16 protein-coding genes, 1 pseudogene and 1 riboswitch are annotated in these 16484 nt (G+C 34.4%); all 17 genes and pseudogenes read left to right on the forward strand.

The window, feature by feature from the left end; genetic code table 11:
- The coding region (gene eno, locus RYK07_RS06820; RefSeq protein ID WP_314853092.1) for a phosphopyruvate hydratase at positions 1-1173 on the forward strand (1173 nt) is incomplete at its 5' end.
- Positions 1174-1246: 73 nt separating this feature from the next.
- Positions 1247-2173, forward strand: coding sequence for a 1-phosphofructokinase (gene pfkB, locus RYK07_RS06825; RefSeq protein ID WP_314853094.1), 927 nt, complete (start codon positions 1247-1249; stop codon positions 2171-2173).
- Between the two features lie 68 nt (positions 2174-2241).
- A riboswitch (TPP riboswitch) is annotated at positions 2242-2336 on the forward strand.
- Positions 2337-2377: 41 nt separating this feature from the next.
- Positions 2378-2929: pseudogene (gene thiT, locus RYK07_RS06830) on the forward strand (energy-coupled thiamine transporter ThiT).
- A gap of 178 nt (positions 2930-3107) precedes the next feature.
- Complete coding sequence (locus RYK07_RS06835; protein WP_314853097.1) at positions 3108-4247, forward strand: 5-methyltetrahydropteroyltriglutamate--homocysteine S-methyltransferase; 1140 nt, start codon at positions 3108-3110, stop codon at positions 4245-4247.
- Positions 4248-4400: 153 nt separating this feature from the next.
- Positions 4401-4766: a MerR family transcriptional regulator gene (locus RYK07_RS06840; protein WP_314853098.1), complete on the forward strand. Its 366-nt coding sequence runs from the start codon at positions 4401-4403 to the stop codon at positions 4764-4766.
- Positions 4767-4778: 12 nt separating this feature from the next.
- Positions 4779-6113: a type I glutamate--ammonia ligase gene (glnA, locus tag RYK07_RS06845; RefSeq protein WP_314853100.1), complete on the forward strand. Its 1335-nt coding sequence runs from the start codon at positions 4779-4781 to the stop codon at positions 6111-6113.
- Between the two features lie 148 nt (positions 6114-6261).
- Positions 6262-7563 (forward strand): peptidoglycan bridge formation glycyltransferase FemA/FemB family protein, encoded by a 1302-nt coding sequence (locus tag RYK07_RS06850; protein ID WP_314853102.1) that lies wholly within the window; start codon positions 6262-6264, stop codon positions 7561-7563.
- Between the two features lie 135 nt (positions 7564-7698).
- Positions 7699-8235, forward strand: coding sequence for a Gx transporter family protein (locus RYK07_RS06855; protein ID WP_314853103.1), 537 nt, complete (start codon positions 7699-7701; stop codon positions 8233-8235).
- A 104-nt stretch (positions 8236-8339) separates the two neighbouring features.
- Positions 8340-10256, forward strand: coding sequence for an NAD(P)/FAD-dependent oxidoreductase (locus tag RYK07_RS06860; RefSeq protein WP_314853104.1), 1917 nt, complete (start codon positions 8340-8342; stop codon positions 10254-10256).
- Between the two features lie 56 nt (positions 10257-10312).
- Positions 10313-11290 (forward strand): polyprenyl synthetase family protein, encoded by a 978-nt coding sequence (locus tag RYK07_RS06865; RefSeq protein WP_314853106.1) that lies wholly within the window; start codon positions 10313-10315, stop codon positions 11288-11290.
- A gap of 196 nt (positions 11291-11486) precedes the next feature.
- A complete protein-coding gene (locus RYK07_RS06870) occupies positions 11487-12005 on the forward strand; it encodes an FMN-binding protein (RefSeq protein WP_314853107.1) in 519 nt (172 codons plus the stop codon).
- A 131-nt stretch (positions 12006-12136) separates the two neighbouring features.
- Positions 12137-13237 (forward strand): FAD:protein FMN transferase, encoded by a 1101-nt coding sequence (locus RYK07_RS06875; protein ID WP_399546516.1) that lies wholly within the window; start codon positions 12137-12139, stop codon positions 13235-13237.
- A 1-nt stretch (position 13238) separates the two neighbouring features.
- Positions 13239-14177 carry a 1,4-dihydroxy-2-naphthoate polyprenyltransferase gene (locus RYK07_RS06880; protein ID WP_314853109.1) on the forward strand — a complete coding sequence of 313 codons (939 nt, stop codon included), beginning with the start codon at positions 13239-13241 and terminating at the stop codon, positions 14175-14177.
- A gap of 74 nt (positions 14178-14251) precedes the next feature.
- Positions 14252-14404: a 50S ribosomal protein L33 gene (gene rpmG / locus RYK07_RS06885; protein ID WP_006703972.1), complete on the forward strand. Its 153-nt coding sequence runs from the start codon at positions 14252-14254 to the stop codon at positions 14402-14404.
- 19 nt (positions 14405-14423) lie between these two features.
- Entirely contained in the window at positions 14424-14594 is a 171-nt protein-coding gene (gene secE / locus RYK07_RS06890) for a preprotein translocase subunit SecE (RefSeq protein WP_314349533.1), read from the forward strand.
- A gap of 96 nt (positions 14595-14690) precedes the next feature.
- Positions 14691-15245, forward strand: coding sequence for a transcription termination/antitermination protein NusG (gene nusG / locus RYK07_RS06895; protein WP_314853111.1), 555 nt, complete (start codon positions 14691-14693; stop codon positions 15243-15245).
- Positions 15245-16477, forward strand: a complete 1233-nt coding sequence (gene pepT, locus RYK07_RS06900; RefSeq protein WP_314853113.1) for a peptidase T — start codon at positions 15245-15247, stop codon at positions 16475-16477. Before nusG ends, pepT begins: the two co-directional genes overlap by 1 nt.
- The last annotated feature ends 7 nt before the right edge of the window (positions 16478-16484 follow it).

A 16484-nucleotide genomic window follows, 5' to 3' on the forward strand; every position in this document is an offset into this window, starting at 1 on the left:
ACTGGTGAATACGAAGCAGTTGAATTACGTGATGGCGACAAATCTCGTTACTTAGGAAAAGGAGTTCAAAAAGCTGTTGATAATGTAAACAACATTATTGCTGAAGCAATCATCGGTTTTGACGTTCGCGAACAAATGGCGATCGACAAATTAATGATCGAATTAGATGGAACTCCAAACAAAGGTAAATTAGGAGCTAACGCAATTTTAGGCGTATCTATCGCTGTTGCTCGTGCTGCTGCTGATTACTTAGATCAACCATTATACCAATACTTAGGTGGATTCAACACTAAAGTATTACCAACACCAATGATGAACATCGTTAACGGTGGATCTCACTCAGATGCTCCAATCGCATTCCAAGAGTTCATGATTTTACCAGTTGGTGCGCCAACATTCAAAGAAGCTTTACGTTGGGGTGCTGAAGTATTCCATGCATTAAAAGCTATTTTACACGACCGTGGTTTAGTAACTGCTGTAGGTGACGAAGGTGGTTTCGCTCCAACATTTGAAGGTACTGAAGATGCTGTAGAAACAATCTTAGCTGCTATTAAAAAAGTTGGTTTAGAACCAGGTAAAGATGTATTCTTAGGATTTGACTGTGCTTCATCAGAATTCTTCAAAGATGGCGTATATGACTACACAATCTTCGAAGGCGAAAAAGGTGCTAAACGTACTCCTGCTGAACAAGTAGAATACTTAGCTGAATTAGTTGAAAAATACCCAATCATCACAATCGAAGACGGATGTGACGAAAACGACTGGGATGGATGGAAATTATTAACTGAACGCTTAGGCGGTAAAGTTCAATTAGTAGGTGACGATTTATTCGTAACTAACACTGAAATCTTATCTCGTGGTATTGCACAAGGCGTTGCAAACTCAATCTTAATCAAAGTTAACCAAATCGGTACTTTAACTGAAACATTCAACGCAATTGAAATGGCTCAAAAAGCTGGATATACTGCAGTAGTATCACACCGTTCAGGTGAAACTGAAGATTCAACAATTGCTGATATCGCAGTTGCTACAAATGCTGGACAAATCAAAACTGGTTCATTAAGCCGTACAGACCGTATTGCTAAATACAACCAATTATTACGTATTGAAGATCAATTAGGTGACTTAGCTGTTTACCAAGGTCTTTCAGCATTCTACAACTTAAAAAAATAATTACATTTTAGGATGTTTTTAGAGGGCTAGCATTTTGCTAGCCCTATTTTTTACATTGAAAGTGGGTGAGAATATGATTTATACCATTACGTTTAATCCTGCAGTGGATTTAGTGATCCAAGTACCGAATTGTCAAATAGGAACTTTGAATCGTTCGAAAGGTGAGGAATATGTGGCAGGTGGTAAAGGGATTAATATGTCGGTTATCTTAAAACAATTTGGAATCGATAATATCGCTACAGGATTCCTTGGAGGATTTTCTGGGAAGTATATTAAGGATTTTCTAGAAAATGAAGGAATTAACCCACGGTTTATTGATGTAGAAGGTACGACAAGAATTAATGTCAAAGTAAAAGGTGAAGTAGAAACCGAAATCAATGCAGCCGGTCCTACTGTGGGGAAAGAAAAGTTCCAACAATTAATGAATTATTTCAAAGATGTTTTAAAAGAAGGAGATATTGTATTTTTAGCAGGAAATGCTGCTCCAGGATTAGATGAGACGTCTTATGTTGAAATTGCAAAACTTTGTCATGCAAGAGGGGTAAAGTTAGTGCTTGATACAACAAAAGATTCATTGTTAGTTTGTTTACCTTATCAACCGTTTATTATTAAGCCGAACCATCATGAATTAGAAGAATTATTTGGAGTAAAAATTGAAACGCCAGAAGAAATGATAGCCTATGCGTTTAAATTACAAGAAAAAGGAGCACGTAATGTTCTGATTTCTTGTGGAGGTGAAGGAGCATTTCTAGTTAGTGAAACAGGACAAGTATTGACCTCAAATACTCCAAAAGGGACATTGATTAATTCTGTTGGTGCTGGAGATTCGATGTTAGCAGGTTTTATGGCGAAATATATAGAAACAAGTGATTTTGAAGAGAGCCTTAAACAAGGGGCAGCATCGGGGAGTGCCACTGCATTTTCTGTAGGAATTGCAAAAAGAGAGTTGATTGAAGCATTAATACCACAAATAAAAATTAAGGAAATTTCAAGAAAATAGACTGTTTATGAAGAAATAAGTGTTGAAACTCTCTTTATAAGGGCGTATACTAGATTCATATTTCAAAAAAAGATACAAAGAGGCGCCATTGGCTGAGATGTGTTTACAAACTCTTAGAACCTGTTACGTTAATGCGTGCGTAGGGATTGTATGAATAATTGTCTGCAACTGGGTCTCTTTGTAAAAAAACAAGGAGGCTTTTTTATGTCTGTAAAAAGAATTGCATGGGTGGAGGGAGCAATTGTTGCAGCTTTAGCGATGGCGTTATCATTTATTCCTCATTTTATGGGATGGTTTTCTCCATCGTTTGGTGCGATTGTTTTAGTAGTATTTGCATTGCGTAGAGGATTGTATCCAGCGTTATTTTCAGGTCTAGTGTGGGGAATCTTACATTTTGTGCTTGGAAAAGTTGTGTACTTATCATTCTCTCAAGTATTGTTAGAATATATTGTTGCGTTTGGAGTGATGGGATTTGCTGGATTACTTCATCATCAATTCCAATCAGCTATTCGTAATGAAAAACAAGCGTTAACGATTGTTTATATTATCATTTCATCATTCGTTGGTGTGGGTATTCGTTATTTCTGGCATTTTGTAGCTGGATTTTTATTTTGGGGTAAATATGCTCCAGAAGGAGTATCTCCATATTAGTATTCATTCACAGTGAATGGAATTGCTGGATTACAAACTTTATTTGTAACGATTGTTGTTGCGGTTTTATTATTGAAATATCCAAAAATTTACAAAACTAAATAAGTCATTAAAAATATTATAATACGCTATAGTACTCTTATAGAATATGATTTCTATAAGAGTTTTTTTGTCGATGCATATAGTTTTAAACTATGTTTAAATATAGTAAATTAGTATGTGACAATAACGAGGTAGTCAGTTACAATGTAATTACGTTAGTTAGAGAAGAGAGGTAATACATATGACAAAACACGCACCATTTAGATTTGATACAGTAGGAAGTTTCTTAAGACCTGAAAATTTAAAACAAGCTCGCCAAGAGTATGAAAAAGGAAACTTTAGTTACCAAGAATTAAAAAACTTTGAAGATGCAGCAATTCGTGATTTAGTAAAAAAAGAAATCGAAGCTGGATATAAAGGAATTACTGACGGAGAATTCCGTCGTGCTTATTGGCATTTAGATTTTTTCTGGGGATTAGGAGGAATTAAACGAGTTCAAGCTAAAACAGGATACCAGTTCCATGATGAAGTTACAAAACCGGACTCAGCAACTGTAGTAGGAACGATTCATGGACGTAATCATCCATTCGTAGCTCACTATACATTTTTAAGAGATTTAGTAGCAGATAATGATGAAGTTGAAGCTCGTATTACAATTCCATCACCATCTCAATTATATTTTGAATTAATTCGTGATGAAGAACATGTGGAACAATTAAATAGTGTATATTCAAACTTTGATGATGTGGTTGAAGATATTTCAAAAGCATACTTAGAAGTGATTCAACAATTATTTGATGAAGGATTACGTACATTACAAGTTGATGATTGTACATGGGGTATTTTAGTGGATGATAACTTCTTAACACTTTGGGGACAAGGTCGTGATAAAGAAGAAGTAAGACGTGAATTAGCAGCAACATTTTTACGTTTAAATAATGCCGTTTATAAAAATGTTCCAGAAGGATTAGTTGTAAATACTCACGTATGTCGTGGAAACTTCCATTCTACTTGGGCTGCAAGTGGCGGTTATGCATCTATTTCTGATGAATTATTTGGAGAAGAAGAAGTAAATGCTTATTACTTAGAATTTGATACAGATCGTGCAGGAGACTTTACTCCATTAGCAAAAGTTTCTGGTGATAAAAAAGTCGTGTTAGGATTAGTCACTTCTAAATTTGGAGAACTAGAAAGCAAGGAAGAGCTAATTTCTCGTATTAAAGAAGCGAGTCAATATGTTCCATTAGACAAATTATCATTAAGTACTCAATGTGGATTTGCATCAACTGAAGAAGGAAATATTTTAACAGAAGAACAACAATGGGCAAAATTGGCGTTAATTAAAGAAGTTGCCGAAGAAGTTTGGGGAACTGAAAATTAATAAGAAAATGGAAAGGCTGGGGAAACCTGGCCTTTTTTGTTGGAAAGAAATTCATGTTAGAAAATATAACATAAGAAGTAAGAGAATCCTTGACTTTTATGTCAGTTATTTTTACAATACAGCTATCATATAGAATAAGAGAGGTGTTTGAGAATGGGAGAAAAAGAATTACGACGTTCTTTAGCAGTGTTTCCAATAGGAACAGTCATGAAATTAACGGATTTAACAGCAAGACAAATTCGTTACTATGAAGAACAACGTTTAATTACACCGGAACGTTCAGACACTAATCGCAGAATGTATTCGTTAAATGATGTAGATCGATTATTAGAAATCAAAGACTACTTGGCGGATGGATTAACCATTGTTGCGATTCAAAAAATTTATTCGAATGAAAAGAAAAATCCGTTAGAAAAATCAACGATAAGTGATGGATTAACGGATGAAGATGTTCGACGAATTTTATATAACGAAATTATGCATATTGGAAGATTATCTGGACAAGAGAAATTATTATAGGGGTGGAGAAAGATGGCAATCACACAAGAAGAAATTTTAAGACAAGTAGAGGAAATGGACGTTCGTTATTTACGTTTGATTTTTACAGATATTTTAGGAACGATTAAAAACGTAGAAGTACCGATTACTCAATTGAAAAAAGTATTATCAAACAAAATGATGTTCGATGGCTCATCTATTGAAGGATTTGTACGTATTGAAGAAAGTGATATGTATTTATATCCAGATTTGGATACATGGGTGGTATTCCCTTGGAGTAGTAAACATGGAACAATCGCTCGCTTAATTTGTGATGTATATAAACCAGATGGAACTCCATTTGCTGGAGATCCTCGTTCAAACTTAAAACGAATTTTACATGAAATGGAAGAGTTAGGATTTTCTCATTTTAATTTAGGACCAGAACCAGAATTCTTCTTATTCAAATTAGATGAAAATGGAGAACCAACGCTTGAAGGAAATGACCAAGGAAGTTACTTCGATTTAGCTCCAGTCGATTTAGGGGAAGAGTGTCGTCGTGAAATCGTACTAGAATTAGAAAAAATTGGATTCGATATTGAAGCAAGTCACCATGAAGTAGCACCAGGGCAACACGAAATTGACTGGAAATATGCTTCTGCAGTAGCGGCGTGTGATAATATTCAAACTTTCAAATTAGTGGTTAAAACAATTGCTCGCAAACATGGATTGCATGCAACCTTCATGCCAAAACCAGTATTTGGAATTGCAGGTAGTGGGATGCACTTTAACTTATCATTATTTGATAAAGAAGGAAATAATGCCTTCTATGATCCAAACGGTGAACAACAATTAAGCGATACTTGTCGTTATTTCATTGCAGGTGTTATGAAACATGCGAAAGCATTAACAGCCATTTGTAATCCAACAGTTAACTCTTATAAACGTTTAGTGCCTGGTTATGAAGCGCCTGTTTATATTGCATGGTCAGCTCAAAACCGTTCTCCATTAATTCGTATTCCTGAAGCAAGAGGACTTTCTACTCGAATTGAATTAAGAAGTGTGGATCCAGCGGCAAATCCTTATTTAGCAATGGCAGCTATTTTACGTGCTGGTTTAGAAGGGATTCGTGAAAAATTACCAGTTCCTGCTCCAGTGGATCGTAATATTTATGCGATGTCAACTGCTGAAAGAAAAGAAGTAGGAATCGATGATCTTCCAAGTAGCTTAGCAGAAGCGATTGATTGCTTAAAATCTGATACTGTTGTAAAAGACGCATTAGGTGGACACATCTATAGTAACTTTGTAGAAGCGAAGAAATTCGAATGGGCAGCGTATCGTTCACAAGTCACACAATGGGAATTAGATCAATATTTAAAACTATTTTAGAAGAAAGAGAAGCCGAGCGAAAACTTGGCTTTTTTGATGCTTGTTAATTTTTAGGAAGAGAATTCTAATCTACTATTCTAACATTTTTTGACAATCCATTGTAGAAGTGTCATACTGTTTAGTGACAATAGTTGAGAGGAAGTTAGAGATGTATATTAAAGATATGAGAAATTCTATAGCAGAATATCATGAGTTTTTACAAACTCAAGGAAACTGTACTCTTTTTCAAACTCCGGAATGGGGAGAAGTGAAAACAAGAGGAGAATGGAGTAATGACATTCTTTTTGTAATGAATGACCAAGATGAACCAGTTGCAGCAACGATGATTTTATATCGTGTACTTCCAGTAGTAAAAAGATATTTAGCGTATGCTCCAAGAGGGATTGTTACGGATTATCATAACGCAGAACAATTTAAAGAAGTCATTAAAACTTTGAAAGCATATTTAAATCAAAAACGAGCATTTGGATTGAAAATCGACCCAGAAATTATGTGGAGAGAACGATTAAATGACTTTTCAATTGTGGAAGATGGAATTAATCAAGAATCGATTCGCCAATTATTGTTAGAAGCAGGATTTGTGAGTCAACCACTAGATTTAGGGTTTGATGGAATTCAACCAAGAATGACGATGATTGTTGAATTAGAAGATAAAGGAAAAGGAATTTTAGATACTTTTTCTTCTAAAGAAAGATATAAAGTTACAATGGCGCAAAAACGTGGAGTTGTTTGTTATAAAGGAACGATTGAAGATATTGACGATTATGAAGTATTAAATCGTATTACTGCTGAACGCGATCAATATATTGCAAGAAGTAAAGAATATTTAACAACGATTTATGAAACATTACATGCTCACGATATGATGGATTTATATTTTGCTAAAATTGATTATCATGTTGCAAAAGAATCGACAGAAAATAGAATTCACCAAGCTAAAGCCGAAGTAGAAAAAATCGCTTCTCAAGTTGAAAGTACTCAAAATGAGAAAAAGAGAACAAACCTATTGAATCAAAGAGAAAGCTTATTGAAAAATATTGCAAAATATGAACAAGAAGTAATTGAATTAGATTCCTTATGTAATGAATATCCAAATGGAAAAGTGTTAAGTGGAGCATTTGTAGCTACCTATAAAGATACTGCTTATTATTTATATGGAGCTAATATTACAGATGATGCTGGGTTAAATGCGAATAAAGCTTTACAAACATGGATTATGCAACAGCTGTATGATGAAAAAGGTATTCGCCACTATGATATGTTTGGTGTTTCAAGTAATGCAGAAGATCATACAGGAATTACAAAATTCAAACAATCCTTTGATCCAACATTAGTGGAGTATATTGGAGAATTTGATTTACCGATTAATCGCTTCTGGTTTACAATGTTCCAAGATGTTGCACCAAAAGTAATGGAATGGAAGAGAAAATTATTAATGCGTCGTTCATAAATGATATACAGCCTCAAAAGTTAGGGTAAAAGCTACTTTTGAGGTGTTTTTATGCTCAATTTTCAGATATCTTTTTAAGATTTTTGAGAGTTATGGTACAATTATAAGGCGAGTTTGAAGAGAGGAGATAGATAAATGAAACAAAATCTAACGTTGAAAAAAATGTTATTTATTTCGTTATTAACAGCTCAAGGAATTATTTTGAGTTTACTAGAACAAGCGATTCCTTTTCCTTTTGCCTTTGCACCGGGTGCTAAATTAGGAGTTGCCAATATTATTACAGTGATTGGTTTATATACATTGTCCTTACAAGAAGTGGTGTTAGTCGTGTTATTGAGAACATTGTTGACTGCTTTGTTAGGTGGGACGTTTTCAACTTTGTTGTACAGTAGCGCAGGAGCGACGTTTAGTTTGTTAGGGATGTTGCTGATTAAACAATTAGGGCCAAAACGTGTTAGTTTAATTGGAGTCAGTGCGACGGGTGGTATTTTACATAATTTTGGTCAATTAGTGATTGCAAGTTTTATCGCCAAATCTTGGACTGTGTTATTGTATTTACCAGCTATGTCCATTGTGGGGATTTTTGCAGGAATTGCGATTGGGATTTCAGCGAACTATGCTTTAAATCATGTCAAAATATTAAAGAATTATCGTGAAAAACAAGAAATGTAAATTTATGAAAGACACATGGAAAAGTTAAAAAACAATTAGACAAAACGTTGATTTTATACTATAATGCTTAAGTGAAAAAATTACAAAACGAGAGGGGATTTCTAATGACGAAAACAAATATTGTTGTTATCGGTGCAGGATTTGCAGGAGTAGCAGCAACGAAAAAATTATCACGTCATTTCAGAAAAGATAAAGATGTTACAATTACTTTAATTGATAAACATCCATATTTAACATACATGACGGAGTTACATGAAGTAGCTGGAGGTCGTGTAGAACCAGAAGCGATTCAATATGATTTACAAAAACTATTTGCTCGTTCTAAAAATGTTCAATTAGTAACGGATAAAGTGGTTAGCTTAGATAAAACTAAAAAAGTTGTTACAACAACTTACAAATCTTTCCAATATGATTATTTAGTAATCGGTATGGGTGGAGAAGCAAATGACTTTGGTGTACAAGGTGTGAAAGAACACGGATTTACATTATGGTCAATGGAAGATGCCATTAAAATGCGTGAACACATTATTCGTTGTGTAGAACGTGCAGCTAAAGAGCATGTAACTCCAAAACGCCGTGCTTTATTAACATTTACAGTATGTGGTGCTGGATTTACTGGGGTAGAATTAGTCGGTGAAATCATGGACTGGATTCCAGTATTAGCAAAACAATATAATTTAGATGAAAGTGAATTCTCACTATACATCGTTGAAGCCGTTCCAACTATTTTAAATATGTTAGATGAAAAAGATGCTGCTAAAGCTGAAAAATTCATGACTAGCCGTGGCATTAAAGTCATTAAAGGAAACGGAATTGAAGAAGTAAAAGAAAACAGCATTCGTTTAGTAGACGGTACTGTCATTCCAACTTACTCATTATTCTGGACAGCTGGTGTTAAAGCAAATACTGAGTCTGAAGTGTTCGGATTCAAATCTGCTCGTGCAGGCCGTTTAGTTGTAAATGAATTCATGCAAGTAGATGGAGAAGAAAACATTTATGCAATCGGGGACTTAGCATACTACGAAGAACCTGATAAAGAAAATCGTCCAACTCCACAAATCGTTCAAGCTGCTGAGCAAACTGGACATACAGCAGCGAAAAATATTATTGCAGATGTGGAAAACTCTGCAAAAGTTGCTTATAAAGGAAAATATGATGGATTCATGGTTTCAATTGGATCTCATTATGGTGTAGCTTTCTTAATGGGCAAATATCACTTAAGTGGTTTCTTTGCAATGTTGATGAAACATTTAGTAAACATCAAATACTTCTTAGAAATCTTCTCATTATATTATGCAATTCAATACGTATTCCACGAATTCTTCCACATTAAAGATCGTCGTAATATCTTCCGTGGGCATTTATCACGTTACGGAAATGTTCTTTGGGCATTACCATTACGTTTATTCTATGGTGGAATGTGGACAATCGAAGGATTGAAGAAAATCTTTGGTCTTTGGGGTGCACATAGTTGGATTGACGGAACTCACTTAGCATTCCCATTCCCTTGGTTATTAGAACCAACAAGTGCAGCAAGTGGAGCAGCTGAAACAGTTGCAGCAGCAAGTGGTGCAGCAACTCAAACAGTGGCAGAAGTAGCAACTTCATTTGGATTTAACTATTCATATGGTGAACAACCAATGATGGTATTAGATAAAATGCCAGACTGGTTTGCTTCAATTATGCAAATCATGATTCCAAACGTTGAAGTTGCACATGTAATGCAAACAATTATGTCGTTTGTAGAATTAGCAATTGGTTTAGCAATTATGGCTGGATTCTTAACATGGATTGTTAATGCAGTAACAGTTGGATTAGTAACAACATTTGTATTGTCAGGTATGTTCTACTGGGTAAATATGTGGTTTATCCCAGCAGCAATTGCTTTAATGAATGGATCAGGACGTGCATTTGGTTTAGATTACTACTTCATCCCATGGTTCCAAAAAACTGCTGGTAAATGGTGGTATGGAACTTCGAAACATATTTATGGTTTCGGTTCAGATAAACAAGAACGTTAAATAAGATAAAAGTCGGCTTTGCCGGCTTTTTGTCTATAGTGATTGGAGAAAAAATTATGGAAATGGTTCATTCAATGTGGAATGAATACCCGTTTTTAAAACAGGAATTAACAGCCATTCGTCAGTTAATGATAGAAAGTGTTGAAATGGAAGATGAAGATATTCACCAAGCGATTGTAACAATGTTGCAGCAAGGTGGAAAAATGATTCGTCCTGCTTATATGACGTTATTTGCTAACTGGAGTAAAAATGGGAATCAGCAGCAAGTGAGAGCTGTTGCAGCAGCGTTAGAATTATTGCATGTAGCAACCTTACTCCATGATGATGTGATTGATGAAGCAGATATGAGAAGAGGTCAAGAGACTTTGAATTCTCGTTATGGAAATCGTGTGGCGATTTATGCTGGAGATTTTGTTTTAACGAGTTGTTATCAACTTCTTTCAGCGTATTTGTCTGATTTAGACGGAATTTCACTTCCAACAAATGGAATGGCACGAGTAGTTGAAGGCGAATTAGCTCAGATGAGAAATCGTTATCGCTATGATTTAGGGCTTCAAGAATATTTGAAACGAATTGAAGGAAAGACGGCTCAGTTATTTATGGTTAGCTGTTATATGGGAGCAAAATTAGGACAAATGGATGATGCTCTTAGAGCAAAGAAAATTGGGCAACAAATTGGAATGGCGTTTCAAATTTTAGATGATATTTTAGATTATCAAGTAACGCCTCAAGAGTTCGGAAAACCTGTGCTAGAAGATGTTGCGCAAGGGGTCTATACAGCGCCATTAATTTATGCAATGGAAAAAGAGTCCCAGAAAATCATTCCATTATTGGAGAAAAAACAAGCAATCTCTGAACAAGAAAGAGTATTACTAAGAAAATTAGTGCATGATTCTGGTGGCTTGCAAAAAGCACAACAATTAGCACAGCAATATACAAAACAAGCATTATCTCAAATTGATCGTTTGCCAGAAAGTGATAGGAAGGAAACGATAACGCAATTAACGAAACAATTGTTAGAGCGTACAATGTAATCGAAAAATAAACTCCAATTAACAGAGACTAAGACTGTTAGTTGGAGTTTTTTTATGAAGATAGGATGTTTTTACATGTGCTTGACATAGTTTTTACCGATATTGTTAGAATTTGCAATGAGTTATAGGAACATGATATAATGTTACCTAAAGAATTTAATAAAATTCTGAAATTAAAGAGAAAAGGATGAATAAAATGACATTCAAAAAATCATTAGCAACAGCAGCTGTTTTATTATCATCAGTAGTTGTATTAACTGCATGTGGTGGAGGTTCTAAATCAACTTCTTCAACAACTTCTTCAGCAAAAACTACTCAAGCAGCAAAATCTACTGCTTCAGGAGAATTAAAAGATGGTACTTACAAATTAGTATCTGAAGCTGACAAACGTGGTTGGCATGTAGAGTTTACAATCGTAGTTGAAGGCGGAAAAATCAAATCTTCTGACTATGACAACTTAAATAAAGATGGTAAACGTAAATCAGAAGATGAAGCTTATGAAAAACAAATGAAAGATAAAATGGGTACAGGTCCTGCAGAATACTTCAAAGCATACAACATTGGATTAGTAGAAAAACAAAATCCATCAGATGTTGAAGTAGTATCAGGAGCAACTCAAGCTCATACTTCATTTGTAGAATATGCAAATAAATTAATTGAAGCAGCTCAAAAAGGTGACACTAAAGAAATTAAAGTGGCAGCACCTCAAGGCTAATTTTAAACAAAAGTAAGAACCGGGCTTAGGCTCGGTTTTTTTTATGGTTGGAAAATAGGACTTTAACTTGAGTTATTGTGAAAAATTTAGTAGACTATTTGAATGGAATTTATACATTTAAGGAGAGATATATGAAAATCAATAAATGGTTGTTGGTAACAACTCTTGCCTTAAGTTCAATTGGATTAGTGAGTTGCCAACAAAAGAAAGTTCAAGATACAGAAGTTGTTTCATCAGCTTCCGTGAAAACACCAAGAGAAATTATTAAGTCTCCCGTTAAGAAAACAGATTTTTTATTAGGAACTGCAGTAGCATTATCTGTCTATCATCCAAATACTGAAGAATTATTAACACGCGCTTTTGCAATGGTGAAAGATTTAGAAGCTAGAATTACAGTAAATGCTAGTGGTTCTGAAGTAGATGCCATTAATGAAGCGGCTGGAGATCATGCGGTTGCAGTTAGTGATGAAGTGTATGACCTTATTAAACAAGGTTTAGCATATAGTGAAGAATTTGATGGTAGTTTTGATATTACGGTAGGACCTTTAACGAGTTTATGGAGAATTGGTTTCCCGGATGCTAGAAAACCATCCCAAAAAGAAATTGATGATGCACTACCTTTAGTCAATTATAAAAATGTCGTTTTAAATGATGAAGAAAAAAGTGTTTATTTAACTCAAAAAGGAATGTTATTAGATTTAGGCGGAATTGCGAAAGGATTTATTGCGGATCAATTATGGAATTTCTTTAAAAAAGAAGGAGTGACAACAGCTGTTCTTGATTTGGGTGGAAATATTGTCGTGATGGGTGGTTCTCCTGCACGAGACGGAGTAGCTTGGAATGTTGGGTTACAGGATCCGTTAGAAAGTCGTGGTAAAACTTTAGGAACGATTTTGGAAAAAGAAAAAACAATCGTAACGTCAGGGATTTATGAACGCTATTTAGAAGTAGACGGTAAAACCTATCATCATATTTTAAATCCAAAAACGGGATATCCATATGAAAATGATATTGCAGGAGTTTCGATTATTGTTTCAAGTTCTACTCGTGGAGATGCATTGTCGACTTCTATGTTCTCAATCGGGGTAGAAGCAGGATTGAAGTACGTCAATCAAAAAGATGATGTGGATGCAGTTTTCATGACAAGAGATAAAAAAATCTATGTTTCTAATTCAATTAAAAATGCGTTTAAACTAACGAATGATCAATATACATGGGAAGGGTCGCATTAATATGAAAGATATCATTGAATTAGTGGAGTTAAGAACGAAAATTGCGAGTGTCATTCCTTTTGTAGTTGGATTACTGTATTCGATTTGGACATTTGGAAATTTCAATGTTGTCAATATGGTGTTGTTCTTTATTGGAATGGTATGTTTTGATATGGCAACGACCGTTATGAATAATTTAATGGATTATGTTAAAGCGAAAAATGAAACATATCGACAAGAAGAAAATATTATTGGAACTTCTAGTTTGACTGTAAAACAAGCTGCGATGATTTTCGGAAGTTTAGTTGGTGTTGCAACGATTATTGGAATCATTTTAGTAGTGCGTACGAATATCATTTTATTATTTGTCGGTGCACTTTGTTTTGTGATTGGGATTTTTTATACTTTTGGTCCGATTCCAATTTCAAGAATGCCATTAGGGGAAGTATTGTCTGGAGTTACCATGGGATTTGGAATTTTTTGGATTGTGATTTTCTTAAATTCTCCAGAAGCCAGTTTTGCATGGATGGGACTAGAAGAAGGAATATTATTTATCCGATTAGCGTTGTTAGATCACTTTAAGGTAGCACTACTTTCATTGCCGTTAGTATGTACGATTGCAAATATTATGTTAAGTAATAATTTATGTGATTTAGAAACAGATATTACGAACCACCGCTATACATTAGTGTATTATATTGGAAAACCAACAGCATTAAAATTATATCAAGGACTTTATCTGATTAGTTTTATAGCTATAGTGTTAGCAGTTGTATTTAAAATCGCACCAATTTTAATGATAGGAACTCTAGTAGTGGGAATTCCAGTGTATAAAAATATTCAACTCTTTATTCAAAAACAAGAGAAACGGACAACATTTGCCTTAGCGATTAAAAATATGTTAATGATTCATGTCATGCAAATGGTATTATTAGTCATTAGTGTGATATTTTTTCGCTAATGCTTGACAATTGGCACTGAGAATTTTATGATTGAATAGATATGATATAGTAGAAGAAAGAGAGTAGTGAAAATATGGCACAAAAGAAAGCAGCGTTGGCATGCAGTGTATGTGGTTCAAGAAACTACACACTTACTTTAGGGCAAAATAAACGTGTCGAACGTTTAGAGTTAAAAAAATTCTGTAAGTTTTGCAATAAACAAACACTACATCGAGAAACTAAATAATCGAGAGGAGCGGTTTCGAATGCGTTTTTTAGTAAATGTTGTTAAAGAAATGAAGAGAGTAACATGGCCAACTGGTAAAGAAGTTAATAAATATACATTAACAGTTGTAATGGCAGTATTAATTGCATTAGGATTTTTCACAGTAGTGGATTTTGCCATTGCAAGTGCGTTTAAATTAATTATTAAATAATTCGCAAGAGTTATAAAATAGTGGTATAATGAAAACAAGCAAAAACCTTCAAGTAAGAAGGTTTTTTTGTATGAACAAATAATAGGAGGAATTACGATGAGTAATGCAGCAAAAGAATGGTATGTATTACATACTTATTCAGGATATGAAAACAAAGTAAAATCAAATATTGAATTACGTATTAGTTCAATGGGTATGGAAGAAAATATTTTTAGAGTAATTGTTCCAGAGGAAGAAGAAGTAGAAGTAAAAGATGGAAAAGAGAAAGTTACGATTAACAAAACTTTCCCAGGTTATGTATTAGTTGAAATGATTATGTCTGACCAAGCATGGTATGTTGTACGTAACACTCCAGGTGTAACAGGGTTTGTGGGGTCTCACGGAGCAGGTTCTAAACCATCTCCATTATTACCGGAAGAAGTGGATACATTATTAGGTCGCTTAGGAGTACCAACTCATGCACCAGTAGATTTACACGCTAAAGTAGGAGATTATGTCATTATTACTGAAGGTGCTTTTGATGGTATGAGTGGTAAAGTGACAGAAATTGATGATGAAAAACAAAAAGTTAAAGTAACGATTGAAATGTTTGGTCGTGAAACTGTTGCGGAATTAGAATTCTATCAAGTGAAAGAAGATGACTCTTACTAATGCGAGAAAGCATGTTAGATCGTGTTGTACGATATGCAAAGATTAATACAAGAAGTGATTTAAACTCATCTGAGGTTCCGACAACAAAGAGTCAGTTAGATTTTTTACAAATGTTGGAACAGGAATTAAAGGAATTAGGCTTTTCAAATATTTCTTTAGATTTAGAAGATGCTTATTTAGTAGCTTGCATTCCGAGTAATTTGCCAGAAGGTAAAACAGCACCAGCTATTGGATTTGTAGCACACGTCGACACTGCAGATTTTAATGCAGAAAATATTCAACCACAAGTTCATCATGACTATGATGGAAAAGATGTATTGTTGAATTCTGAATTAGGACTGATGATGCGAGTAGAAGAGTTTCCTAATTTGAAAAATTATATTGGGCAAACGCTTATCACAACAGATGGAACCACACTGTTAGGTGCAGATGATAAAGCTGGATTAGTTTCAATATTAGAAGCAGGCATCGATTTATTAGTTAACCCAGAAATTCCACATGGAGACATTTGGGTAGCCTTTGGACCAGATGAAGAAATCGGGAAAGGTGCACATCGCTTTAAAGCAGAAAGAATGCCAGCTCAATTTGCTTATACATTAGATAGTGGTGTAGTAGGAAAGTTAGAGTATGAAACTTTTAATGCAGCAAGAGCAGTTGTAAAAATTAATGGAACAAGTGTACATCCAGGACAAGCGAAAGATGTTATGGTAAATGCACTAGCTGAAGCAGCTAAACTATTCTCAAAATTACCAGAACAAGAAGTACCAGAAAGAACAAGTGGCTATGAAGGTTTCTATATGCTTGTTAAACAATCTGGAAATATTGGAATGGTAGAAGCAGAATATATTATTCGAGATCATTCAATGGAAAAATTCCAAGAACGAAAAGAAACATTTGCTAAAATTGTAGAAGAACAAAATGCATCTTATGATGTTCCAAGAATTGAATGTCATATTTATGATGAATACTATAATATGTATGAAGTGTTAAAAGAAGATATGACTTCAGTAGAAGTAGCAAAAGAAGCATATCGCCAATGTGGGATTGAACCAGATATCCAACCGTTTAGAGGTGGAACAGATGGATGTATTATTACCTTTAAAGGAATTCCAACACCAAATTTATTTACAGGTGCAGAAAACTTACATGGACAATATGAATTCGTCACATTGGAAAGTATGGAAAAAGCAAAAGAAGTTGTATTAACAATTATCCAAAATATTATCAAATAAAAAATAG

It is taken from the genome of uncultured Granulicatella sp., from assembly GCF_963528315.1.
Lineage (GTDB): Bacteria > Bacillota > Bacilli > Lactobacillales > Aerococcaceae > Granulicatella.

What these genes read in the sequence shown, in the direction of transcription:
- RYK07_RS06875 (WP_399546516.1), top strand. Translation starts at nt 12,137, where the DNA reads ATGAAAATCAATAAATGGTTGTTGGTAACAACTCTTGCCTTAAGTTCA.
- secE (WP_314349533.1), top strand. Translation starts at nt 14,424, where the DNA reads ATGCGTTTTTTAGTAAATGTTGTTAAAGAAATGAAGAGAGTAACATGG.
- RYK07_RS06850 (WP_314853102.1), top strand. Translation starts at nt 6,262, where the DNA reads ATGTATATTAAAGATATGAGAAATTCTATAGCAGAATATCATGAGTTT.
- RYK07_RS06880 (WP_314853109.1), top strand. Translation starts at nt 13,239, where the DNA reads ATGAAAGATATCATTGAATTAGTGGAGTTAAGAACGAAAATTGCGAGT.
- RYK07_RS06855 (WP_314853103.1), top strand. Translation starts at nt 7,699, where the DNA reads ATGAAACAAAATCTAACGTTGAAAAAAATGTTATTTATTTCGTTATTA.
- nusG (WP_314853111.1), top strand. Translation starts at nt 14,691, where the DNA reads ATGAGTAATGCAGCAAAAGAATGGTATGTATTACATACTTATTCAGGA.
- rpmG (WP_006703972.1), top strand. Translation starts at nt 14,252, where the DNA reads ATGGCACAAAAGAAAGCAGCGTTGGCATGCAGTGTATGTGGTTCAAGA.
- glnA (WP_314853100.1), top strand. Translation starts at nt 4,779, where the DNA reads ATGGCAATCACACAAGAAGAAATTTTAAGACAAGTAGAGGAAATGGAC.
- RYK07_RS06865 (WP_314853106.1), top strand. Translation starts at nt 10,313, where the DNA reads ATGGAAATGGTTCATTCAATGTGGAATGAATACCCGTTTTTAAAACAG.
- RYK07_RS06860 (WP_314853104.1), top strand. Translation starts at nt 8,340, where the DNA reads ATGACGAAAACAAATATTGTTGTTATCGGTGCAGGATTTGCAGGAGTA.
- pfkB (WP_314853094.1), top strand. Translation starts at nt 1,247, where the DNA reads ATGATTTATACCATTACGTTTAATCCTGCAGTGGATTTAGTGATCCAA.
- pepT (WP_314853113.1), top strand. Translation starts at nt 15,245, where the DNA reads ATGCGAGAAAGCATGTTAGATCGTGTTGTACGATATGCAAAGATTAAT.
- RYK07_RS06870 (WP_314853107.1), top strand. Translation starts at nt 11,487, where the DNA reads ATGACATTCAAAAAATCATTAGCAACAGCAGCTGTTTTATTATCATCA.
- RYK07_RS06840 (WP_314853098.1), top strand. Translation starts at nt 4,401, where the DNA reads ATGGGAGAAAAAGAATTACGACGTTCTTTAGCAGTGTTTCCAATAGGA.
- RYK07_RS06835 (WP_314853097.1), top strand. Translation starts at nt 3,108, where the DNA reads ATGACAAAACACGCACCATTTAGATTTGATACAGTAGGAAGTTTCTTA.